This is a genomic window from Vibrio crassostreae, assembly GCF_024347415.1.
Classification (GTDB): Bacteria; Pseudomonadota; Gammaproteobacteria; order Enterobacterales; family Vibrionaceae; genus Vibrio; species Vibrio crassostreae.
Genome location: NZ_AP025477.1, coordinates 993,509 through 1,012,438 on the forward strand (window position 1 = coordinate 993,509; position 18,930 = coordinate 1,012,438).

At 47.6% G+C, this 18,930-nt stretch carries 29 protein-coding genes; 14 read left to right on the forward strand and 15 right to left on the reverse strand.

What is annotated here, in order from left to right; translation table 11 throughout:
- Positions 1 to 8 precede the first annotated feature (8 nt).
- A complete protein-coding gene (locus OC193_RS20160) occupies positions 9 to 206 on the forward strand; it encodes a hypothetical protein (protein WP_132979875.1) in 198 nt (65 codons plus the stop codon).
- A gap of 341 nt (positions 207 to 547) precedes the next feature.
- Here OC193_RS20160 and OC193_RS20165 read toward each other — a convergent pair whose 3' ends face one another.
- The 5 genes from OC193_RS20165 to OC193_RS20185 all read right to left on the reverse strand — a co-directional run bounded on the left by OC193_RS20165 (position 548) and on the right by OC193_RS20185 (position 2,770).
- Positions 548 to 883, reverse strand: coding sequence for a hypothetical protein (locus OC193_RS20165; RefSeq protein ID WP_048666281.1), 336 nt, complete (start codon positions 881 to 883; stop codon positions 548 to 550).
- On the reverse strand, positions 873 to 1,181 hold the full coding sequence (locus tag OC193_RS20170; protein WP_048666282.1) for a hypothetical protein: 309 nt from the start codon (positions 1,179 to 1,181) through the stop codon (positions 873 to 875). The genes OC193_RS20165 and OC193_RS20170 overlap by 11 nt, the downstream gene beginning before the upstream one ends.
- A 159-nt stretch (positions 1,182 to 1,340) precedes the next feature.
- Positions 1,341 to 1,670 carry a hypothetical protein gene (locus OC193_RS20175; RefSeq protein ID WP_048666283.1) on the reverse strand — a complete coding sequence of 110 codons (330 nt, stop codon included), beginning with the start codon at positions 1,668 to 1,670 and terminating at the stop codon, positions 1,341 to 1,343.
- Positions 1,671 to 1,799: 129 nt separating this feature from the next.
- The gene (locus OC193_RS20180; protein ID WP_048666284.1) at positions 1,800 to 2,246 is read right to left on the reverse strand and encodes a hypothetical protein; all 447 of its coding nucleotides are present in this window, start codon (positions 2,244 to 2,246) and stop codon (positions 1,800 to 1,802) included.
- 107 nt (positions 2,247 to 2,353) lie between these two features.
- Entirely contained in the window at positions 2,354 to 2,770 is a 417-nt protein-coding gene (locus tag OC193_RS20185; RefSeq protein ID WP_048666285.1) for a DUF2513 domain-containing protein, read from the reverse strand.
- 570 nt (positions 2,771 to 3,340) lie between these two features.
- Here OC193_RS20185 and OC193_RS20190 point away from each other — a divergent pair.
- From OC193_RS20190 to OC193_RS20200, 3 genes are read left to right on the forward strand one after another with little or no spacing between them, the layout of a single operon-like run.
- Positions 3,341 to 3,622, forward strand: coding sequence for a hypothetical protein (locus OC193_RS20190; protein ID WP_048666286.1), 282 nt, complete (start codon positions 3,341 to 3,343; stop codon positions 3,620 to 3,622).
- A complete protein-coding gene (locus OC193_RS20195) occupies positions 3,619 to 4,068 on the forward strand; it encodes a regulatory protein GemA (RefSeq protein WP_132941261.1) in 450 nt (149 codons plus the stop codon). The genes OC193_RS20190 and OC193_RS20195 overlap by 4 nt, the downstream gene beginning before the upstream one ends.
- Positions 4,053 to 4,328 (forward strand): hypothetical protein, encoded by a 276-nt coding sequence (locus OC193_RS20200; RefSeq protein WP_048615421.1) that lies wholly within the window; start codon positions 4,053 to 4,055, stop codon positions 4,326 to 4,328. The genes OC193_RS20195 and OC193_RS20200 overlap by 16 nt, the downstream gene beginning before the upstream one ends.
- A gap of 134 nt (positions 4,329 to 4,462) precedes the next feature.
- Here OC193_RS20200 and lysC read toward each other — a convergent pair whose 3' ends face one another.
- The 10 genes from lysC to OC193_RS20250 form a co-directional block, all read right to left on the reverse strand.
- The gene (lysC, locus tag OC193_RS20205; protein WP_196374167.1) at positions 4,463 to 4,795 is read right to left on the reverse strand and encodes an Rz1-like lysis system protein LysC; all 333 of its coding nucleotides are present in this window, start codon (positions 4,793 to 4,795) and stop codon (positions 4,463 to 4,465) included.
- Complete coding sequence (locus tag OC193_RS20210) at positions 4,737 to 5,027, reverse strand: hypothetical protein (RefSeq protein ID WP_230853858.1); 291 nt, start codon at positions 5,025 to 5,027, stop codon at positions 4,737 to 4,739. Before OC193_RS20210 ends, lysC begins: the two co-directional genes overlap by 59 nt.
- A gap of 73 nt (positions 5,028 to 5,100) precedes the next feature.
- A complete protein-coding gene (locus OC193_RS20215; protein ID WP_048666288.1) occupies positions 5,101 to 5,640 on the reverse strand; it encodes a lysozyme in 540 nt (179 codons plus the stop codon).
- Positions 5,637 to 5,897 carry a hypothetical protein gene (locus OC193_RS20220; protein WP_048666289.1) on the reverse strand — a complete coding sequence of 87 codons (261 nt, stop codon included), beginning with the start codon at positions 5,895 to 5,897 and terminating at the stop codon, positions 5,637 to 5,639. The genes OC193_RS20215 and OC193_RS20220 overlap by 4 nt, the downstream gene beginning before the upstream one ends.
- A gap of 23 nt (positions 5,898 to 5,920) precedes the next feature.
- Entirely contained in the window at positions 5,921 to 7,087 is a 1,167-nt protein-coding gene (locus tag OC193_RS20225; protein ID WP_048666290.1) for a baseplate J/gp47 family protein, read from the reverse strand.
- Between the two features lies 1 nt (position 7,088).
- Positions 7,089 to 8,120, reverse strand: coding sequence for a phage late control D family protein (locus OC193_RS20230; protein WP_048666291.1), 1,032 nt, complete (start codon positions 8,118 to 8,120; stop codon positions 7,089 to 7,091).
- Positions 8,111 to 8,329: a tail protein X gene (locus OC193_RS20235; RefSeq protein WP_048666292.1), complete on the reverse strand. Its 219-nt coding sequence runs from the start codon at positions 8,327 to 8,329 to the stop codon at positions 8,111 to 8,113. Before OC193_RS20235 ends, OC193_RS20230 begins: the two co-directional genes overlap by 10 nt.
- Positions 8,326 to 8,724 (reverse strand): phage tail protein, encoded by a 399-nt coding sequence (locus OC193_RS20240; protein WP_048666293.1) that lies wholly within the window; start codon positions 8,722 to 8,724, stop codon positions 8,326 to 8,328. Before OC193_RS20240 ends, OC193_RS20235 begins: the two co-directional genes overlap by 4 nt.
- A complete protein-coding gene (locus OC193_RS20245; protein WP_048666294.1) occupies positions 8,725 to 9,312 on the reverse strand; it encodes a hypothetical protein in 588 nt (195 codons plus the stop codon). It lies immediately after the preceding gene.
- Positions 9,309 to 9,947, reverse strand: a complete 639-nt coding sequence (locus tag OC193_RS20250; RefSeq protein WP_048666295.1) for a phage virion morphogenesis protein — start codon at positions 9,945 to 9,947, stop codon at positions 9,309 to 9,311. The genes OC193_RS20245 and OC193_RS20250 overlap by 4 nt, the downstream gene beginning before the upstream one ends.
- A gap of 139 nt (positions 9,948 to 10,086) precedes the next feature.
- On the opposite strand from OC193_RS20250, the gene OC193_RS20255 reads away from it, so the two are divergent.
- The 10 genes from OC193_RS20255 to OC193_RS20300 all read left to right on the forward strand — a co-directional run bounded on the left by OC193_RS20255 (position 10,087) and on the right by OC193_RS20300 (position 18,922).
- The gene (locus OC193_RS20255) at positions 10,087 to 10,638 is read left to right on the forward strand and encodes a phage protein Gp27 family protein (RefSeq protein ID WP_048666296.1); all 552 of its coding nucleotides are present in this window, start codon (positions 10,087 to 10,089) and stop codon (positions 10,636 to 10,638) included.
- 203 nt (positions 10,639 to 10,841) lie between these two features.
- On the forward strand, positions 10,842 to 12,305 hold the full coding sequence (gene terL, locus OC193_RS20260; protein WP_229647024.1) for a phage terminase large subunit: 1,464 nt from the start codon (positions 10,842 to 10,844) through the stop codon (positions 12,303 to 12,305).
- A gap of 8 nt (positions 12,306 to 12,313) precedes the next feature.
- A complete protein-coding gene (locus OC193_RS20265) occupies positions 12,314 to 13,024 on the forward strand; it encodes a phage baseplate assembly protein V (RefSeq protein ID WP_048666298.1) in 711 nt (236 codons plus the stop codon).
- Between the two features lie 120 nt (positions 13,025 to 13,144).
- The gene (locus tag OC193_RS20270) at positions 13,145 to 13,486 is read left to right on the forward strand and encodes a GPW/gp25 family protein (RefSeq protein ID WP_048615433.1); all 342 of its coding nucleotides are present in this window, start codon (positions 13,145 to 13,147) and stop codon (positions 13,484 to 13,486) included.
- Positions 13,487 to 13,557: 71 nt separating this feature from the next.
- Positions 13,558 to 15,351, forward strand: coding sequence for a phage tail sheath family protein (locus OC193_RS20275; protein WP_048666299.1), 1,794 nt, complete (start codon positions 13,558 to 13,560; stop codon positions 15,349 to 15,351).
- Between the two features lie 8 nt (positions 15,352 to 15,359).
- Complete coding sequence (locus tag OC193_RS20280) at positions 15,360 to 15,872, forward strand: phage major tail tube protein (protein WP_048666300.1); 513 nt, start codon at positions 15,360 to 15,362, stop codon at positions 15,870 to 15,872.
- Positions 15,873 to 15,881: 9 nt separating this feature from the next.
- Complete coding sequence (locus OC193_RS20285) at positions 15,882 to 16,850, forward strand: hypothetical protein (RefSeq protein WP_048666301.1); 969 nt, start codon at positions 15,882 to 15,884, stop codon at positions 16,848 to 16,850.
- Positions 16,851 to 16,861: 11 nt separating this feature from the next.
- Complete coding sequence (locus OC193_RS20290; RefSeq protein ID WP_048666320.1) at positions 16,862 to 17,245, forward strand: hypothetical protein; 384 nt, start codon at positions 16,862 to 16,864, stop codon at positions 17,243 to 17,245.
- The gene (locus OC193_RS20295; protein WP_048666302.1) at positions 17,242 to 17,865 is read left to right on the forward strand and encodes an Ig-like domain-containing protein; all 624 of its coding nucleotides are present in this window, start codon (positions 17,242 to 17,244) and stop codon (positions 17,863 to 17,865) included. Before OC193_RS20290 ends, OC193_RS20295 begins: the two co-directional genes overlap by 4 nt.
- A 55-nt stretch (positions 17,866 to 17,920) precedes the next feature.
- The gene (locus OC193_RS20300) at positions 17,921 to 18,922 is read left to right on the forward strand and encodes a major capsid protein (RefSeq protein WP_048666303.1); all 1,002 of its coding nucleotides are present in this window, start codon (positions 17,921 to 17,923) and stop codon (positions 18,920 to 18,922) included.
- Positions 18,923 to 18,930: the final 8 nt, after the last annotated feature.

Below are 18,930 nucleotides of genomic sequence, written 5' to 3' on the forward strand. Positions count from 1 at the left end.
TAGGACTAGTGTCGCTGATACTAAACTCACTAGAATGCATGTTTGCACGTAATCCTCAAGAAGCAAAAGAGTTAGCTCGGAAAGTATTAGATGGCCTTGGTCGCCCTAGTGTTGGATGCGGAAACATGACTCGTATCTCTATGCTAAGAACCATCGTTCGTAAAGCCGATAAACAGTTACTCGCAACGAGTAAATCAACCCAATAACCAACTAATTAAATACAGGCAAGCGGCGCTCTATGCGACCCCGCTTTGGCTTCGCTTTGCCTGAATTTGGTGAATCCGCCATTAGCTTGCAATGGGTAAAAACTCTAACTACGAATGTTCTGGACATTTTTGTGTCAGTGTTTTTGCTAAATTAGCAATTTATGAATAACTACAGGTATGGAAAACCACTAACTTGGTGCCATGCGTGAATAGACTAGTTCAAGGCGCAATGCCCCTCGATCATCATCGAATAATTTACTTAATAAAGTGGCTTCGGGCTTGTTCACAGTCGGGATTTGACGTTGGCTGCGCAACGCTTAATACTTATTAGTTATGTATATTTATTGCTGATGGGCTAGGTTGTCTACAGTTTTCTGGTTGGTAATGACTTTTTCAACCAGCAAAGGCAAAGTGCCTCCCAAGTATAAAGCGGCAAGCCAATTACTAACTGCGCCAAAGGCAACGGCTAAAGCAGTTAATACCAATGCACCAAAAGGTATCAAAAATAGTTTGATAGCAAAAAACTCCAGATTGAGATCGATTTTCTTCTCTGGTTCAACCTTTTGCCTAGTAATCAAATCACTCATGAGAGGAAATAATCCACCAAAGAAACCTGTAAAGCACAGCAATACAGAAAGCGAAACTGACATTCCTATAATTTCAACATTAGTAGACACGATTCAGCACAGCTCCCATCATTTTCTCTTTCCACGTTGCTTTCTTTTGATAGTGCTTTCTAGTGGTAACTAATTTTTCGCCATTTACTCCTTTGCGATATAGCTCAACCACTTCTTCTTTATGCTCTTGCAATGCCTTTTTTACTTCAGCCTCAGAAACATTAGCAGCTTTAGCCACACCTCCAATTGTTCGAAAAGTATACTTATCGTCCTCAAGAGCTTTTTTAATGCGAGTATACAAATCGACTCTGACGATCTTCTTTTTTTCTTTTTTCTTTTGCTTAGTCTTAAGTATCAACCTGACCTCCTTAAAGAATATATCTACGCCCAATTAAGGGGTGAACAACGCTACCACCCACACCTAATGCATTGTCCCATAAACACTAAATTTGAAGTAGAACCCAAAATTCCAAGTGTTGTGAATCCGACTTAAAAGCCTTGTATGGTGTAGTTTTCATTACTTCAGGGACTTTAAAAAACCTAAAACTACATTGCCCCAATAATAATTCCACAACAACTTGTAAAGTGCCTTAAGGATCGACCAGTAGCTAATACCGAAAAAGCCCACTACAGCGAGAAGCATTAGCCAAATAGGAGTATTTGCCAACTCCTTGAAGTATAGGACTGCATTGTCGGAAGTAATCCCAAAAAACCAGCAAACGGCGAGAATTGCCAAACAAATACCAAGTACGATTAAACTTGTTACTAGGTTGAGGATTAATTCAAAAATTTTCACTGCTACTTCTTCAAGAGTTTTAACTCGACCCTCTAATGCTGAACCACTCATATATCTTCCTTTAAATCAATGATATCCCATAGACACAACGCCTCTACCCAGACCTAAAGCATTGTGCCATAAACACTAAACTTGAAGTAGAAGCAAAAGTGCCAAGCGTGGGGAATCACTCTTAAATTGTTAGCCAAGACTGGCAACACCAATACAAATTCCAATCACTGTTAACACAAACATTAGAGTCTGATGCTCTTGAAAGAATTGATTTGATTTAGATAAAAACGAGCTACACCCTGATTTGTTGTTCTGGTTAACATAGCAGTTGTATCCAAGTTCTGAAATGAAGTACTTTCCGGGTTCTTTTTCCAAATAACCCGACCTAACCATTCCATTAAGTAGTGTTCGTGACACAGCATAATCGCTGTAGCTACCTTGCTCAATTTTTGGTTTATAGTATTTTATTAAATCCTTGGTGCTATTATTCTTTGAGATATAGTCACCGGAAACGAAGAAGTTTTCCAAATTAGATGAATTAGTAAAACCTCTTCTAACATATTCATTCCCAAGTTCGGTAAGTACCTTGAATGCATTCTCGTCATTCATAACCAAACTATTTTCACTTGGCTCCATTCATACTCCGTAATTCCATTGTATTGCCTAACGCCGCGAATCTGTCTTAAACGTTTGTATGTGTATTCTCACAATGAGTGATCCTCTAAGTTACTTTAAAAGGTCCTCTATTCAGTCAATTGAGCCAGTTTCTTCTCTAGAATACTCTTACCTAACCCTAGGACTACTTTTACAGCTTCTGTTGGACCGGCGTCTTTAAAGTTGTCAACGAGCTTTTCTAACACTCCGGGTTTAACTAAATCAGCAGCAAACTGGTGTCCTGTTGCTGTCAATCTTAGTGGGATGAAACTCAATATAACATCATTTCGACCTGACCTTTGAAAGCCCAATCCTTGAATTCTATTACTGACACTTTCAATAAGCCCCTGATCTTCCAGTATTTCCAAATGGAATACCATTTTTATCTTTGCATCAAAATCAGCATGAAGCGGCTTAAACTGTTCTTGATTTAGATTAAAATCCAACTCTTCATTATCGAGGACAAGTGCCAAGAAATCCTTTATATATTCGAAATCGACCCTCATATTTTTTCCTTATCGTTTATACACATAACATTTTTAATAACAGGTAGTCTCAGTTTTCTACCTGCCCGCCTTTCGATTAACTTATCATAAGTCACTAAAAATTAAAGAAAATACATCGAAATGTGTACTCTATCCGCACATAAAAACGCGCCGGCGTGTTATCCAAGATACAAAAATCATAAACCTATTAAGAAACAATGGTTTACAAAATCAGCTATCGACAAATCGAGACCAAACACTCAATAAAACATGCCACTTTCCATATTCAAACTTAATAAACTGTGTAGATATACAGAAAATAAAGTAAAGATGGTAAGTAAATCAGCCATGAACTTGATATTAGGTTTTGTAGAGAAAACGCTAGTATTCAAAAATGTGTAGAGCATTTGATCTAACAAGGTTTGGGGCATTTTTGAGTTAAAAATCACACTGCATGAACTAAATCCAGCCATGTTTGTACCATTCCTTACTCTCCTTCAGCTACATTTCGTTATAACGGCAACTTTTTCTTACAAACGCTTCCAGATGCATAAACTATGAACAATAACTTATTGTGAGTGAGTAACGTTTATGGTCATCTCTTCCGCTCGTCTCGGGCGACCTAAAATCGATAACCCCAAATCTCAAGCCGATAGAACCCGCGACAGTCGTATGCGCAGCAAGGCGCTAGGTCGCGTCGAGCGTAAGTTCATCCTCGATGCCGACAGTGCGGATTTGTTTGATACGCTGCGTCGAGATGCTGGCTTCTCCACTAAAGAAAAATCCGAGTTCTTTGCGGCGCTGCTGCTTCGTGTCGCCAACAAGAATTGGCTCGGCAAACCTTTCACCTTACCCATTGAGGAGGCGCTATGAAAATGAAGATAAATCGTCATGCTTACTACGGTTTGGTGCATAAAGGTGTGAAAGCGCTGTTGAATGACCGTATGGGATTTTATGATGACGATGAGTATCGCAACTACCTAGGCATTCAAACGGGCCAGACAAGCTGCAAAGACTTGAGTGATGATACGTTACGTGAGCTGGTCGCAGAGTTAAAGCGTCAAGGCTACTTGGAAGACTCTGCCAAGTTTAAAAAGCGCCTGGGAGGCAGCTCGTCTCGACAGCCATCCAACTTACAATGGGCAAAGCTGGCGGCGTTGGCTAAATCTATGGGCTGGCAAGGGTTGGATGACCCCGCATTAGATAGCTTTGTGAAACGCACGGTGAAAGTCGAACGCGCTCGTTGGCTCACTCGTGACACGATACGTGCTGTGATTGTGGGACTGGAACGCTGGGAGGCATCATGTCGAGGCGAGTAAAGTTTCGGGCCGAGCCTCGCTATGAGGTGCTTAACCCTCGGACTCAAGAAGAGCTCGAGGCGCTCTTACTGGAGATGTATCCAGATAACCGCATCGCGGCAAGCGAGTTTCAAGCCGCGCTCAATCCCATTGATAAAGCGATCATCAAAAGTGATTTGGGTATTCGTAACTGGTACACCCCTAAAGAGCTGGCCGAGTACCTATGGAGAAGGAGTAATTATCATGCCATCGAAACCGATCCGTATGCTTCCAGCTTATGAGGTATTTAATAGCTGCACTCGCACCCAGCGCAACCACGTGCGAGAGGGCTATTTCTTTGCCTCTAAACTGCAAACTTGGTTTGTGTTCGTAAAGGACAAAGGTGAAACCGCCAATGGCAAACCAGAGGAGCAGCTCAGTCTGTTTGGGTAGTGGGCAATGATTGGAGAGTTTGAATGGCGCTTGCATCCAGTTTTGAGCAAGCGTCATTTTTATTGGTGTAACCGTAGAACGTTCGATTGCGCTCTATCTTACAGGCGCACAATCGAAAGTACGTAAGCCAGACAGCATCACGGCTGGCCGCTTCGCCATAAGTCAGCGGCTTTTGGTCAAACGGCCGCTCACACTCCACCAAGTCACCCACAGGTGGTGATTGGATAATATCTTGGTATTCATACTGAGTGACAATCTTAGTATCCTGACACCCAGCCAACAGGATAAGCGATAGGCTCAGCGGCGCATATTTCATGTTCAAGCTCCTTTTCCAATTCTTCGACTCGTGTTTTTAGCTGATGTCGAGCCTTGCTCTCTCGACTCGACGCCTCGTCCGCGATTTTCTGCGCTTCACGCCTTTGGGTGGTTAATGTGGTAATGCGAGCAGCCAGTAAGTGGTTGGTGGTTTCCTGGCTGGTAATGGTCTCGCCTAGCACTTGGTTACTGGCCTTTAGCTCACTGGTGTAGTGGAAGAGCTTGTAGTTCACCAATAAACTTACGATGAGTATCGCGCAGCCTAACCAGAAAGCCGTGCGTTTGAGCTGTCTTAGAACACCCATGTTATTGCCATCCGTTCAAACAAATCGCCATCTCTTTATCTCGCCGTTTGGGGATACCTTCGCAACCACTGCCTTTAATACGGCAGTCTTTCTTATTAACATAGACCCAACGCGGATATTGCAAGCAGGCCGCGCGATGGTCTCCTTGATTAAATGTCTTGAGTAAGGTCGAACGAGCAAAGTTGCCCGCGCCGAGGTTGAACACAAAACTCACCATCATGTCGTATTCCGCTTGGCTCGGCGTTCGTGTGATATGTTGCTTCACCACGCTCTCAGCACTGGCCACATCCTTAACAAAGTCATGGGCGATTTGCTCATTCGTTGCCGTGTCACCTTGCTTCACCCCTTGGGTATGCCCAAGACCGAGAGTCCAAGTATTGGCACTGCATTGGTAGGCTTGAGCGCGGCAACCTTCTTCATTCGCAATATGACGCAGACCACGTTCACTGACACTCAATGCGTCGTCGATATTAAACACGATGGCCAATACGGCCATGATGGAGCACACTAAGGCTTTCGTTGCTTTAGTTTTCAAACTCATGAGCTTTCCTCCGACTCCATTTGGGTGCCATGATCGGATTTCAGGCGCGCCAACTTGGCTTTATTGAGCTGAGTGGCCACCGCATAATGTCGAATGGCCATACAACCCGAGATAATGCCCACCGTAACCGCAACAAGTTGTGCGATATCATTGACGCCAAAACTGACGATCGTGGCCATGACAGACGTGCCGACTTTCTTTAGACCCGCTAAGTCTGTTAGGGACATCAAGATGGCTTTCATTCCCGTTTCACTCATTGGCTTTTTCTCTCTTATTGTGGTTATTCAAATGTTTGTTGACTGCTTTCAGTGATGACCTCAAAGGTGACGGCCGTTAGGGTGATAAGCGGCCTTTGTTTTTGGGTCACCGGTTTCGTCTCTGTAATGACTTGACCATCGCTGCCAGTCACCGCCCCTTTAGCTAGGTACACCCCTTCAATACGTTGGGCCAGCGACGTTAAGGCTGCAGGCACTATGTCGCGTCCGTGCTGCGTCTTCCACGTATTAATGACGGCTTCAATGTTAGTTTTTGCCGTCATTTGAATGGACTCAGCCAATGAGGCGTAGTCACTGAAGATCTGCAGGTGAAAGCTGGCCGTTGCCCTGACATCCGTTGCATCCACCACGCGCACCAAATCCCCCATAGGCACTCGCTTATCCCCTGAGCACTCTGACTTAATCAAGTCTTTGATGGCTTGGTTAGGGAGCGAGCCATCTTGCAAAATGGCACTGATTTCAATTTCATTCGGGGCCGGAGTCCAAACCGACACGTTCTTAATTGATGAACTACTTGAGCGAGCAAAGTACTCATACGCCTCGTACGGCCCAGCCACACTGAACTTTGACGGCGAAATATAGATTCGATAGGCAAAATCATCATCACCCTCAATCTCAGAGCCACCTTGTGTGGTCTCGGTATTGACCACACGTTCAAGGGCATCCAATGGCGTAACAGCTTGATGGATTTGTCCGGCTAAAAAGCCATTTCCCTGAAGGCCAGTTTCGATGCACTCTACGCTCGTCTGAATGCTCTGTGTGCCCGCACTGACCACCACCTCTTCCAATGTTTCAAACAGAGTTTGGTTATCCACGGCAATCACTTGATAGCCCTTAGCAATGACAAAGCCAGTATGAGGGGTAAAGGTAAAAGCCATTACCGTACGGGCCTTTGAGGCGGGCAACCGTTCGGTTTCAGTGAGCAGTCCAAGGTTGTCTAAACGCTCTTTTTCTGCAAACGGCAGCAAGTTCTGTTTGCTTTCATAGTTAATGAGCGCTTTGAGCTCGTTCTTCTCATACGCGATTTGCTCAAGATGAAACGTTTCTGGGTCGTTGATGCCAGGATAGTGCCCTGTGCCTAGTTGGTAACGCTGCTTGAGGCTGACAAGGTCGGCGTTATAATTCACCTCGACCAGTTGCGGCTCTGGGATATTAGGGAATCGATTGGTCATATCAGTTCGCTCTTGCTAGTTGCGCGCTGGCGGTCCACGAACGTCCACTAATGGAGGTCGTCACGGTGGTGGGTTTCCAGCGGTTTGGCACGTTGCCAAAGTTTAAAAATTCAATCAAATGCGCGGTGGTTAACATGATATTGGTCACTGACATGCGTCCTTTCGCGCCTTGTTTCCCGTCTGCGCCGTTTTGTAAATAGGACTCGGCGTAAGCTCTGGCGTCTGCCATGGATTTCACGTTGTCGATGTTGTGCAGCATCTTCACTCGATCGCCCGTCGCGGTGGCATCCCCTGCGCGATAGCTAAAAAGCTGCTGGGCTTGCTGGTCATAACCATTGACTTCGACCGCTACGTACTTTGAACGAGCGCTATCGGGTAAATTGAGAGCGGTGAGAATGTCTCGGTTTAAGGTGTCAATTTGAATCACGTCGTCTTTAAAGTTGCCCATCACAAGGTTCTTGCCTTTGATGGCCATCGGCACACTGGTTTGCTCTGACAATCGAGTTAAGAATGCGGGGGTGGTTTCATCTCGCTGCTCAATGCGAGCAAATTGAAAGTCAGGCGTATCAGGCGCTTTGATAAACGATAGGCCGCTCTCTTTTGCCCAAGACTGTGCAACGCGCTCAAACGTGACATTCTCTTGTACCAAGCACTGCTGATTGTCGATAAAACCTCGCTTGATGGTGGGCGGTTTGGCGTTTGCACCGACCATCACATCATCAGGCCCAATCTTGAAGGACACTTCATCAATACTGAACTCTCCCCACAACCACTCGTGACGCTGACCGCTTTCATCTAACCAACCAATGCCTGGCGTTAAGGTGTCCCCTTTGGTGGGATACCAGGCCTGACAAAAACGGCGGTCTTTGTTAAACAAAGTGAGAGACAAGGTATCTGTACCGGTTTGTTTGCTTTCCATCACATCGGTATAGGTCATGGACTTGACATAGCGACTGAGCTCAGCGGTCACATCCTTTCCCGCCCAGTGCAAAATGGCGAATGGACGGATAAGCCCTGTTGCGGTTATGCCCATGGTGGCGTCTCCACAGTGACTGTGTTCACCACTTTCACCGCAGGGATGTTGACGGTTTCCCCTCCGCTAAAGGTAAAGCTGGTCATGGCTCGGGTCAGCTCACGGTTGGCATCAAATAGCGCATCGACTAAGGTTTGATTGGTGACGCTATAGGCGCGATAACAAATCTGCTCCCAGCGCTCGCTCTGGCGTGCAATTAAGGTATTCATGAACGCACTTCCACGATGTCCAGTTGATAGTCCACACTGGTCACCACGCCACTAGGCAGCGTTTGAATATTGGTGCGGGTGATTTTACGAATACAAAACTGCCTATGCACCACTGAGCCCACGACCAAAGCGCGAGGCACGCCATTTTCGCCCATTAATTCGAGCCGCTTGGTCATCTTTGTGATGTCGACAAAGTGATTATTAAAGGTCAGATCCAATAAGGCGGTGTGCTCATCTTCACCCATATTCTGGTGCGCGGGATAACCGTTAATGAGGTCTTGTTTGTTGATCTTAAAAGTGCGCGAGTCGCTGATTTTGTTTGGCGTGAAGCGCCCCTTAAAGACTAAATCACCAAAGCCGCCCCACTGGGAATAATTCGTTGTTTGTTCTGTCATCTATGATTCCTCATCACTGATGGTGTGACTCTTACCCGTGAGAAGGCTCTTGGCGGTGTTCTCAGTCACATCAGGGTTGGTAAAATGTTTGTGTACGGTGAGCACCAATGTGGCTTGCCAATCTTCGCGCCAAGTAAAGAGAGCGTCTTTGGGGTCAAAGTCATCGTCTTGTTTTGGCTCACTCCAGCCGGATGATGTTTTTCGAGCATCGGAAATCTCTGCATCGCCCACGACCGTCAGCCGCTCACAGAATTCACCAAAGCCAGCAGGCAAGTCTTCACCAATGTCTTTTAAAACAATCAAGTCATGGGTGAGATAATCGGTCATGCGCAAATTGAGTTGTATCTGCTGACTAGATAAAAAGCACTGCGTGTTCCCGCCGCTGACTCTGGCTGAAATCACCACATCAAGGAGCATTTCATAAGCAGCGAACGAGGCTTGTGTCGTCAGTGCCAGCCGATTCAACGCGCGGATACCATTGAACATCACACGCACTTCTTTTCTGGCCACCGCATTGGAGGGCTCAATCACCGCTTGCATGCCAAGTGAGGTTTCCAGTGTTTTCTCTAATGTTCGAATCACTTTCATTGGATTGCTGCCTTTAACTGCTCTAATGCCATTTCTTGCTGCGCTTGTTGCTGCTCGGGACTTAAATACATGAACTCACGACTGGAGACTTTGATTTGCGGCGTTCGGATGTACAGCACATAGAACACGCCTTTCTCTGCGCCTTTGTTGTTTCGGTTGGCTTTAGTCTTCACCTTTTGACCAAAAGCCTTACCCCCCAAGGGTGCTCGTCCCATGATGGAATGAGGACGGTAGAAAATCTTCCAGCCTTGACGCTCTAATCCTTCCAAGGTTTTACGTACCCCATACACCTCGGAGCGTTTCTTTACCTGCTTGTTGACCGGTATGGCGAGCTGTTTGGCTTTCTTCGCTTTGATCACGCCGCCATTGTTAATCAGTGGCGCATGGGCTTTGTTGGTGCCTATGCGGTATTCCTCTTTGCCAGCCTTGTACGTCAATGAGGCGTAAGTTTCACCTGTATCAAACAGGGGGTTAGCCCCTGCGTTCTTGGTGTTTTTGGTCAGCGGAGCGTTGGGTTTAAACGTGCCGTTTTTCATGTTGTTGCGCACACACTGCAAACCAAAGGGAGCCAACGTCTCTGGCAGACCCTCAATCGCTTTGGTGGTGTTATGCAATGCATCAAGAAAACCTTTCATCGCTGATACGCTCCATTGAACGGTGTTTGAACCAGGCTTAAATTCTGCCTTTTATTTAGCGGCCATCTGCCGAACGGAAGTTAATCAACCCTTCGGGGGATAAGCTGCACGCTCACGAGAACAATAAGAAGGAAACCCCATGGCCCCACGCTCAAAGGTGGAATTGCACGGGCTGCTTGAGCGCGTCATTGAGATGTACACCGTGGACAAAATGAAGCTGGACGATATCGCGGAGGCGCTCAAAGAAGACGGCTTTGATATTTCACGTTCGTCAGTGCATCGTGTGCTTCGTAGTAATCAGGAGTTGATTGAAGAGCAGCGTCTGGTTCAAGAGCAGGCAGAGGTCTTTCTAAAGGAATTCAAAGACAGCCCCAACACCGATATCTCAGAGCTGAACTTACAAATCATGCAGCGCTACATGTTCAAAGTATTGCGTGAATTGGAGTTTGGCCCTGAGTCATTTAAAGATCCGAACAAGCTGGCCAACTTGTTAGCGCGACTATCGGATGCACAGGTGAACCTTGACCGATTGAAAGTTGAGTTTCGTAAAGGGGTCGATGCGGCAAAGGCCGAGTTTGAAAGTCAGCTTACCGATATACTCAAAGAGACGCGCCCCGAGCTCTTGCTTGAGTTGGTCAGCATCATTCAGAAAATTCGTGTCGACCAAAAAACGAAACGAGGCCGTCGATGAGCGGCCTCTTTGGTGGATTGTCCGATGCGGATTTAGAGAATATTCGAGACAGTGCGCATATCGCCGCTGAGGACAAATGCGCCACGAAGAAGACCCAAGCCCAAGCGCGGCGTGATTTAGCCCGAAAAGAAAAAGAAGAAAAGGCGCGTCGAAAGCGCCGTGCCAAATCTAAACGTGACTTCGCATATTTCTGTCAGACCTATATGCCGGATGCGTTCACACTTGAGTTCAGTGAATACCAGCTCGCACTGACTCGCTTGGCCGCCAATCGAAATTTGAATCATCAAGACGAAGCGCTGTTCAAAGCGCTCATTGACCCGCGCGACCACGGTTTTATCAAACAGCCCCTTGCGCTTGAAAACGGCAAGCGTGGTCAGTATGAGGGCATTCTAGATATCGAACCACGCGATCACGGTAAAACCACCCGTAATACTCAGGCCATGCCTTTATGGCTGGCGCTTAATCATCCTGGTTCATTCATTGTGATTTGTGGTGCGTCTGCCGATAGCGCCAAAGAGATGATGGATGCCATCAAAGATGACTTAGAAGATAACGAACTGATTCTGGATGATTATGGGGAACAGCGAGGTAACACCTGGACTAAACGCAAAATCAAACTGGCCAATGGCTCTTCCATCGTGGCGGTCGGTCGTGGGCAGCGGCTGCGTGGTATTAAAAACAAGTACCAACGTCCGACTCACATTATCTGTGATGACTTGCTCGATGACAAAGAGGTGGAATCGCCGACACTGCGTCGTCAGGCGGAGCGCTGGTTTAAACGCGTTATTATGAATCTGGGCAAAGGGGCGCTGACCATCATCGCCAACACCATCATGCACCCAGACGATTTACCGTCACGTCTCCTTAAACAAATTGAAGATGGCCGTTTGCCTAACTGGTTGGGGCTGCGCTTCAGTGCCATTACCCCGTCGGGGCATTCCTTATTTCCAGCACGTTGGAGTTTGCAAGAGTTAGACAATAAACGTATCGCGTCAGGCAGTGCTTGGTGGACGGAATGGATGAACCGTCCTATCGCCGATGAAGAGGCCGACTTTAAGGAAGAGTGGTTTGTCTACTTCAAACCTTATGAATTAGATCTTCGAGATTGCACCATTGGTATGGCGATTGACCCTGCTACGGGCCTTAAAAAAGGTGACTGGTCATTTATTGCCGTGGTGGCTCGACACAAAATTACCATGGTGGATCATGTGTTGTTTGCCAAAGGCTGGAAAGAGTCTGACCTTAAGTTTGCCCAACGCATTGTGGATGTGTTTCTACAACACAGGCCGTCCTTTGTGATGTTCGAAACCGTTGCGTTCCAGAAGATTTACAAAAAAGAAGTGATGCGTTACGCCAAGAAGAAAGGCGTGCGCCTTCCAGTTCGTGAGTTCAAAGGGGGCAATAAGCAAGTGCGTATCAAGTCGCTCTCGTCACAGGTAGAGAACGGACTTATCCAATTCTTAGAGACTCAGACGCTGCTTCGTCAAATGTTTTTAGAGTTCCCTCGTGGCCATGATGACGGCCCCGATGCGGTGGAGATGGCCATCAGTGGATTTGAGTCTGGTTTTGTGGGCGGCGCAACACCACAAACGCCCAAGTCAATCAGTAGCGCCGCGAAAGCGCTCTCACGCTTTGGTGGTGGTGCTTTGCGACGAATGATGCGTTAGGAGTCTCTATGTTCAACAAACTCGCAGGAATGAAAACGAAACTCAGCGATGTGCTCTCCATGCTGCGCAAGCTGGTGTGTATTGGCAAAGTGAGCAAAGTGGATGCCGAGCTAAGGCGCGTAAAGGTGACTTTCCCTGGTCTACGTTACCCTGAGTCAGATTGGTTGCCTGTGCTGGGCTTTCGTAGTAAGAACGTGAGCATTTCGTGCAACCTTGAGCCTGGTGAGCAAGTGCTGTGTCTGTTCATTCCTAGCGGTTCAATGATGTCTGGTTTTGTGCTTGGCTCGATGGCGAACAAATCAGCAAAGCCTTATATCGCGAATGTTGATAAGTTTGGTGTCCGGTTTAAAGACGGCACACTTTTGGAATATGACCAAAGTAGCGCAACGGGCGTATTAAAAATTAAAGGTAACGAACCTGCTCTCATCGTAAACGAGTCCGGTGTAACCATTGATAGCCCTAAATACACCGTCAATGCACCGACCATTTTACTCAATGGTCAAACCCATATTACCAAAGCGCTGACGGGGGATATGACAGCAACATTTACCGGACTCGTCGGGGCCGCAGGATATGGTAGTACAACGGGGGGTGCAGCCGTGATGAACAGCGGTGCCACCATGAAAGGCTCGGTGACCATCAATGGTGTCACAGTCGCCGTGATTAGCCATAAACACAATGACGCAGAAGGCAGACCAACGTCCACCGCAAACCAATAAATGACAAAACGCCCTCAGAGCGATTCTGAGGGCGCTTAATTTCTATCGGGTGTGAATGTTCAAATAATTTTATTCAAACTCATTCAAACCGGATTTCAAACGAATTCAAACGGGGTACGCATGACCTACTCACTCAAATTTGCAGGAAGCGGACGAAACACCGATTTGGTGGCCGATATCAAGCAGTCACTTTTTATGATTGTGTACACCGGCAAAGGCGAACGGATTTATATGCCGGATTACGCAGCGGATGCATTGGAGTACATTGATAAGCCTCAATGGGAAGTGCAAGGGTTGAAAGTGTCCATTGCTGAATCGGTGGCTAAGTATGAGCCTCGAGTCAAACTCGACAGTATTGTGGTCACTCAAACCGATTTGCCACAGGGCATTATTGGCATTAAGCTTTCTTGCCAAATCCTCGCCACGGGGCAAAGTGACGTGTTCGATTTTACTAACGCTTAAGTCTGCCGAACGGAAATTATCCTCCAATAATCTCAGATACTGACTCCACTGATGAACAGGAGACAGTATCCATGGCCGAATTACTTCACGGCATCCGAACCATCGAATCGCTCACAGGTCCCATTTCGGTCATCGAAGTGTCGTCCAGTGTGATTGGTGTGTTTGGCACCTCTGAGTTGGCAGAGCCCTTAAAGCTCTACCACACCACCAATTACGATGACGCGAAGAAGGCCTTCGGTGAAGGCTCGCTCGCCAATGCCATTCGTCGCGTTCACCACTATGTACCAAGCAACTCCATTCTATCAATCCCTTTAGGTAAGGACAGCGACTTCCCTGACGTTGAAACGCCAGCGGTCTCTGGCGTCACGATGAGCACATCCAGTGTCGCTATTTATATTGATGATGGCGCAAGCTTACCTGTCACGATTTTAAACCCTCACACTTGTCGCATTGCGTACAGCTCGGACAATGATCTCATTGCGACCGTGGATGCTAATACGGGCGTGGTAACGCCTGTGAAAGCCGGTATTGCTAACATCACCGCCTTGGTCACCTTTAATGATGGTGAGAATGACGTAGATGAGGCCCATGTCTATGGCGTGACGGTCGCACAAACCAATCCAAACGCAGGCAAGACCATGAGTCCAGCGACGCTGGGTGATTCTGTTGCGACAGCGTTCTTAGGCGCAGACTCTCAGCCGAACGCGTTAACCAATACGTATGAGCAAACTGCTGTTTGGTCGATTGATGATGAAGCCATTGCCTTGGTTGATAGTAGTGATGGCACGATCACACCACTTTCAGAAGGTCAAACGGTGGTCGCCGTGAAGCTCGCACCCAAGAGCAACGTCAGCTACACCAATGACAACGATATGACCATTAATGTGGGGGATGTTGCTGGCATTGAGCTCACTTATGTACTGACCGTTTCCCGTGTCACCGATGCGCTGTTGGCTAAATTCATGGAAGCACTGCCGCTACTGCGTAAAGCGAAACAGAGCTACGGCTTTTCATCCAAAATCAACATGGCTCCAGGCATTTTACACAAGGATGGCGCAATGGGACTCGCTGTGGCAGCGGTCAGTACTATCCGCGGCATTTGGGTGGGAGATATGCCAGAGCATATTTCAACAGCCACTGAGGCGTACGCTTGGAAGAAAAAGTACACCTCACAACGAGCGTATGTCGGCTGGCCACGTCCAAAAGTATTAGATACCGACGGCGCAACGGTGGTTGATTGGTACGCGCCAAGTCTGTGTGGCCTCCTTGCTCAGGTAGACCGCAACCAAACCGAGCAGAACATTGTGCCGGAAACCGGTTACTGGTGCTCGCCATCAAACTACGTCATGGCCGATGTGATTGGCCCTTCCATTGAGCTCGATTACATCCCAAGCGATCCATCGTGTGATGTGAACTACTTAAACGTGAACGGCATTGCCACGCTGATGAACCATGGCGGTTGGAAGAACTTTGGTAACTACTCCACCGCGTTCCCAACCAAGAGCGATTACCTGTCATTTATTTCAGTTCGCCGCACAGCCGACATCCTAGAAGAAAGCATTGAGGACGCCACTCGTCAGTTCTTAGACTTTCCGATGTTCACCAGCCCAACGGACATTGCTAATACGACCTGTGGCCGCGTGAAAGATACGGTGAACGATTATCTTCGCTCGAAAGAAGGCACCGCATTGGTGTACAGCAATGTGTCAATTGATGCCGGTGACAACCCGCTCACCAATCTGATGCAAGGCAAAATTAAGTACCGCTATCGAATGACACCGCCTGTGCCTATGCAGAGTGTGGAATTTGAAGCTGAAATTTACGTTGAAGGGTTAGAAAGCGCCTTTAACAAACTGATTGCATGAGGTAAGTCATGGCAGAGAAAAGTGTGGTCTGGCGTGACCAGATGGCGTTCATTAATGAAACCCAATACGTCGGACGCGTAAAAAATGCCAGCAGCGACCTACAGCGCAAGATGGCCACGGTGGGCGGCTTAGGTGGGCTGGGTGATGTCGAAGTGCCAACCGGCAAGTACGAAGCCCCAACGGCAACGGTGGAGTTTCAATCGGTGGCGCTTGGCGATGTGGCTCAGCTGACCAATAACGATGGGTGGATCAAGCTGCGCCTAACGGGACAAGTACGCATGCTGGATTCCGAAACAGGGACCAAGATTATTGATGCGGGTATTACTCGTATTCATGGGTTTGTGAAAAATCCACCGGTTCCTGGTTATAACGATGAAGGTTCGCCGTACACCGCCAACATTGCTGTGCATTTTATTGAGATCAGCAATACTTCTGGACGCGTATTCATGCTCGACATGCAAACCGGTGCGAAATACCCGCCGGATGCACCAGGGCAATTTGGTATCACCGTGACCTTATAAGGAGTCGATATGCGAATTCGTAAGTTGGAAATTGTGGCGGATGGCATTCAAAAAAATGGTCAGCCCGTCACGAAAGCGCAGCTCGAATCGGTGGTTCGTCATTATAAATCGGATGCCCGCCCTCCCGTGACCCCAGGTCACCCAACCAAAGGCAGCGATCAGATTGCCGCGTTGGGGCGAGCGTCCAACCTCAGAACAGAAGCCGGCAGTGGCGATAAAAGCGGAAAAACCGTCCTTGTGGGTGAGGTGATTTACACCCCCGAGATGGAAACACTGGAAGATTCGGGCAAGTTTGAAGGCTTCAGTGCTGGCATCCATCCAGTACCGGATAAAGAAGGTGAGTGGTACATGCACCATCTTGCCTTCTTGGGGCAGCTTCCTCCGGCGGCGGACACGAAAACCCGTGATGTGGTGGATCTCAGCGATAGCGATTTTTGTGATGACGCTATCTATCTCAGTGCAGATGTCGGTACTCAACCTGGCTCTGATGACAATGAAACAGGAATAACCATGAAGAAAGACGAACTCAAAACGCTGCTTGGCGACGTCGTCAAAGAGCAGCTTGACGGTATGGGGATTAAACCCAATACGCCGCCCATTAAAAAAGAAGGTGATCAAAGCAAAGGTGGAGACCCGACTAAGACCGATGACGATAAATCAAACGGTGCGGTTACTGCGATGCAAGAAACGTTGGCAGGCGATCGTAAGGAAACACTGACCGAGCTAGCGGACTCGCGTGAAATGAGCGACGAGCTTCGCAAGAGTGTGAAAGTCATGATTGAAGGTGCGTCCGCTATCGAGCTTTGCGCCTCTGGTGATGGCAATCGTTACAGCCAATTGAAAGGCATGCTAAGTGCTATGCCTGAGAAGAAAACGGCTCCGGCAACACCATCGGCCTGGGATAAATTAACTGAGAGCTTAGAGCTAGCGGATACAGGCTCGGCTCAAAAAGATAACTTTGATCCGGAGGGTTGGTAATGGAATTTGGAATGAAAACCACCATTAAGGGCGCACCCGCCATTGTCGGCAGTTATACCGGTGGCAACGTCATCCAACAAATGAGGGTTAATGGCATCACCGATTTAGAGCCTGGTCATGCCGTGGTGATCACTGATGGCATGATCACTGGGCGTTGGGACGGCTCCCCGTTGATCACCGTTCAAGATGATGGCGCTGGCAATCTTACCGTCACTCAAGTGACGCTAGGGGTAGTCACCACCAAACAAATGAAAGGTGATGGGTCTATTTCAGTACTTCGCCTTGGCGCGTACCTTCGCGACCGTGTGGTGCTTGCTGATGATTCAGCGCTCACTGCGTCTAATGAATTTACGCTGTCTTGCGTTCAACTCTTTGCAGAAGGTGCCTGGTTATGAGTCCTCTAGAGCAACAAAAAGCCAAACAAGATGGTGTGTTTTCCAAAGCGCTCCGTGACGCGTCGAATGCCTTTGTTCAAATGGGCGCTCACCCACGCACACTTCTGCACCATTCACGCCGTAACGATTTGATTGAGCAAGCCATCGCGAAGCTTCAGCTCTTAAAGCGTGAAGGGGAGGCTTACCATCAATTAGGTCAACCGATTGTGGAAGCAAAGTTAAAAGCGGATGTAGAAAATAATTCAGACGATCACTTAAAGCTTGAGCCTGTCGGTTTTCGTAAAGTAGATGACTCACCGGTTGTGTACTCAGAGCTTGGCGTTGATGTGCAAAGCAGTGGTTTGAATCTTGTTCTCAATAACCCTTACGAGCAAATCGTAAAGTACACCTCTAGTGATGAAGCCGTGGCCACCGTCGATGAAAAATCAGGACTAATCACTCCTGTTAGTGACGGTGAAGTAACGATTCATGTTGACCTAACGAAAAAAGGGGAATACCCACGCGTCGAAGATAGCGTTGGTTTGGTGATTGCGGATGAGCCAAAAGAAGACTCAGAGCCATCTCCCGATGGTGACGCGCAATCAGACAACAACGCTTCTGAGTCAGGCTCTGAAAAATAACCCCACCCATTAATGCATGCCGCTGTTTAATAAGCGGTTATAAAGAGAACAAAGCATGGATATTATTGATATTTTACGCGGTCTGTTAGCCCCTCAAGAGTGGGCAGAGCTGCTAAACAACTACAAAAAGCGCAAGTCAGTGCCAATGCGTATTCGCAAGAAGGTGTTTGGGGAGGCGGTGTTTTACCCAAGTGTGCGCATCCCCTGGAATGTGCTCAAAGAGACCCTGTCTAACATTCCGGTGGTACGCCGTGGTACGAAAGCGTATCAGCTTGGTGGCAATGACTTAGAAACTCAATCTATCGAGCCACAAGGTTTTTCGACGGTATCGCATGTGTCAGCGGCGGAGCTCAACAACCTCAAGGCATTAGGCTTAAAGAACATTCAAAAGTTTTTTGAAATGCTTCAGTTTGGTGTGATGCGCAAGATTGAAGTCTCAACTGAAGCGCTGTGTGCTCAATCGCTGACAGGTAAGATTGCCTACCCAATGAAAACCGCAGACGGCGCAATGGAATTGTTCGAAGTGGATTTTGGGGAAACCCTTCGCTACAAATTTGACAGCTCACTGAAAGCCACAGACGCCACCATCGAACAAGTGTACACCGCCTTGCAAGAAATGGATGAAACCATTCAAGCGAAAGGTTATGGCGCAAACTTGGAAGTATTGAGTGGTAAAACGTTGTTTGCTCGCATTGTCACCTTAGCAGGGAAAAATAAATCCAACGTGCTCGATGTGAAAGTCAGCAAGGGGCAAGTCAATGTAGGCGGCTACCTCATTAATCTTGAAAATGGTTCATATGAAACCATGGTAGGCGGTACGAAAACCCGCGTAAAAACCGTTGATGATGACAAGATGGTGATGATTGACCTTGAGGCAGGCCACACACCGTACTATGCCGCGCTCGATGATTTGGACGCAGGCCTTCAGGCCTTACCTTTCTTCTCGAAAGTAAAGAAAGTCGACGATCCAAGTGGCGCGGATGTGTACACCATGTCAAAGCCTTTGCCTGCGGTTGTCGTGGATGCCATCTGCTGGGCCGATGACGCACTGAAGTAAGGAGTGAT

What these genes read in the sequence shown, in the direction of transcription:
- OC193_RS20230 (WP_048666291.1), bottom strand. Translation starts at nt 8,120, where the DNA reads ATGGGCATAACCGCAACAGGGCTTATCCGTCCATTCGCCATTTTGCAC.
- OC193_RS20175 (WP_048666283.1), bottom strand. Translation starts at nt 1,670, where the DNA reads ATGAGTGGTTCAGCATTAGAGGGTCGAGTTAAAACTCTTGAAGAAGTA.
- OC193_RS20290 (WP_048666320.1), top strand. Translation starts at nt 16,862, where the DNA reads ATGAAAACCACCATTAAGGGCGCACCCGCCATTGTCGGCAGTTATACC.
- OC193_RS20250 (WP_048666295.1), bottom strand. Translation starts at nt 9,947, where the DNA reads ATGAAAGGTTTTCTTGATGCATTGCATAACACCACCAAAGCGATTGAG.
- OC193_RS20270 (WP_048615433.1), top strand. Translation starts at nt 13,145, where the DNA reads ATGACCTACTCACTCAAATTTGCAGGAAGCGGACGAAACACCGATTTG.
- OC193_RS20185 (WP_048666285.1), bottom strand. Translation starts at nt 2,770, where the DNA reads ATGAGGGTCGATTTCGAATATATAAAGGATTTCTTGGCACTTGTCCTC.
- OC193_RS20300 (WP_048666303.1), top strand. Translation starts at nt 17,921, where the DNA reads ATGGATATTATTGATATTTTACGCGGTCTGTTAGCCCCTCAAGAGTGG.
- OC193_RS20200 (WP_048615421.1), top strand. Translation starts at nt 4,053, where the DNA reads ATGTCGAGGCGAGTAAAGTTTCGGGCCGAGCCTCGCTATGAGGTGCTT.
- OC193_RS20275 (WP_048666299.1), top strand. Translation starts at nt 13,558, where the DNA reads ATGGCCGAATTACTTCACGGCATCCGAACCATCGAATCGCTCACAGGT.
- OC193_RS20245 (WP_048666294.1), bottom strand. Translation starts at nt 9,312, where the DNA reads ATGAAAGTGATTCGAACATTAGAGAAAACACTGGAAACCTCACTTGGC.
- lysC (WP_196374167.1), bottom strand. Translation starts at nt 4,795, where the DNA reads ATGAAATATGCGCCGCTGAGCCTATCGCTTATCCTGTTGGCTGGGTGT.
- OC193_RS20220 (WP_048666289.1), bottom strand. Translation starts at nt 5,897, where the DNA reads ATGAGTGAAACGGGAATGAAAGCCATCTTGATGTCCCTAACAGACTTA.
- OC193_RS20215 (WP_048666288.1), bottom strand. Translation starts at nt 5,640, where the DNA reads ATGAGTTTGAAAACTAAAGCAACGAAAGCCTTAGTGTGCTCCATCATG.
- OC193_RS20280 (WP_048666300.1), top strand. Translation starts at nt 15,360, where the DNA reads ATGGCAGAGAAAAGTGTGGTCTGGCGTGACCAGATGGCGTTCATTAAT.
- OC193_RS20240 (WP_048666293.1), bottom strand. Translation starts at nt 8,724, where the DNA reads ATGACAGAACAAACAACGAATTATTCCCAGTGGGGCGGCTTTGGTGAT.
- OC193_RS20195 (WP_132941261.1), top strand. Translation starts at nt 3,619, where the DNA reads ATGAAAATGAAGATAAATCGTCATGCTTACTACGGTTTGGTGCATAAA.
- OC193_RS20265 (WP_048666298.1), top strand. Translation starts at nt 12,314, where the DNA reads ATGTTCAACAAACTCGCAGGAATGAAAACGAAACTCAGCGATGTGCTC.
- OC193_RS20285 (WP_048666301.1), top strand. Translation starts at nt 15,882, where the DNA reads ATGCGAATTCGTAAGTTGGAAATTGTGGCGGATGGCATTCAAAAAAAT.
- OC193_RS20235 (WP_048666292.1), bottom strand. Translation starts at nt 8,329, where the DNA reads ATGAATACCTTAATTGCACGCCAGAGCGAGCGCTGGGAGCAGATTTGT.
- OC193_RS20255 (WP_048666296.1), top strand. Translation starts at nt 10,087, where the DNA reads ATGGCCCCACGCTCAAAGGTGGAATTGCACGGGCTGCTTGAGCGCGTC.
- OC193_RS20190 (WP_048666286.1), top strand. Translation starts at nt 3,341, where the DNA reads ATGGTCATCTCTTCCGCTCGTCTCGGGCGACCTAAAATCGATAACCCC.
- OC193_RS20225 (WP_048666290.1), bottom strand. Translation starts at nt 7,087, where the DNA reads ATGACCAATCGATTCCCTAATATCCCAGAGCCGCAACTGGTCGAGGTG.
- OC193_RS20295 (WP_048666302.1), top strand. Translation starts at nt 17,242, where the DNA reads ATGAGTCCTCTAGAGCAACAAAAAGCCAAACAAGATGGTGTGTTTTCC.
- terL (WP_229647024.1), top strand. Translation starts at nt 10,842, where the DNA reads ATGCCGGATGCGTTCACACTTGAGTTCAGTGAATACCAGCTCGCACTG.
- OC193_RS20180 (WP_048666284.1), bottom strand. Translation starts at nt 2,246, where the DNA reads ATGGAGCCAAGTGAAAATAGTTTGGTTATGAATGACGAGAATGCATTC.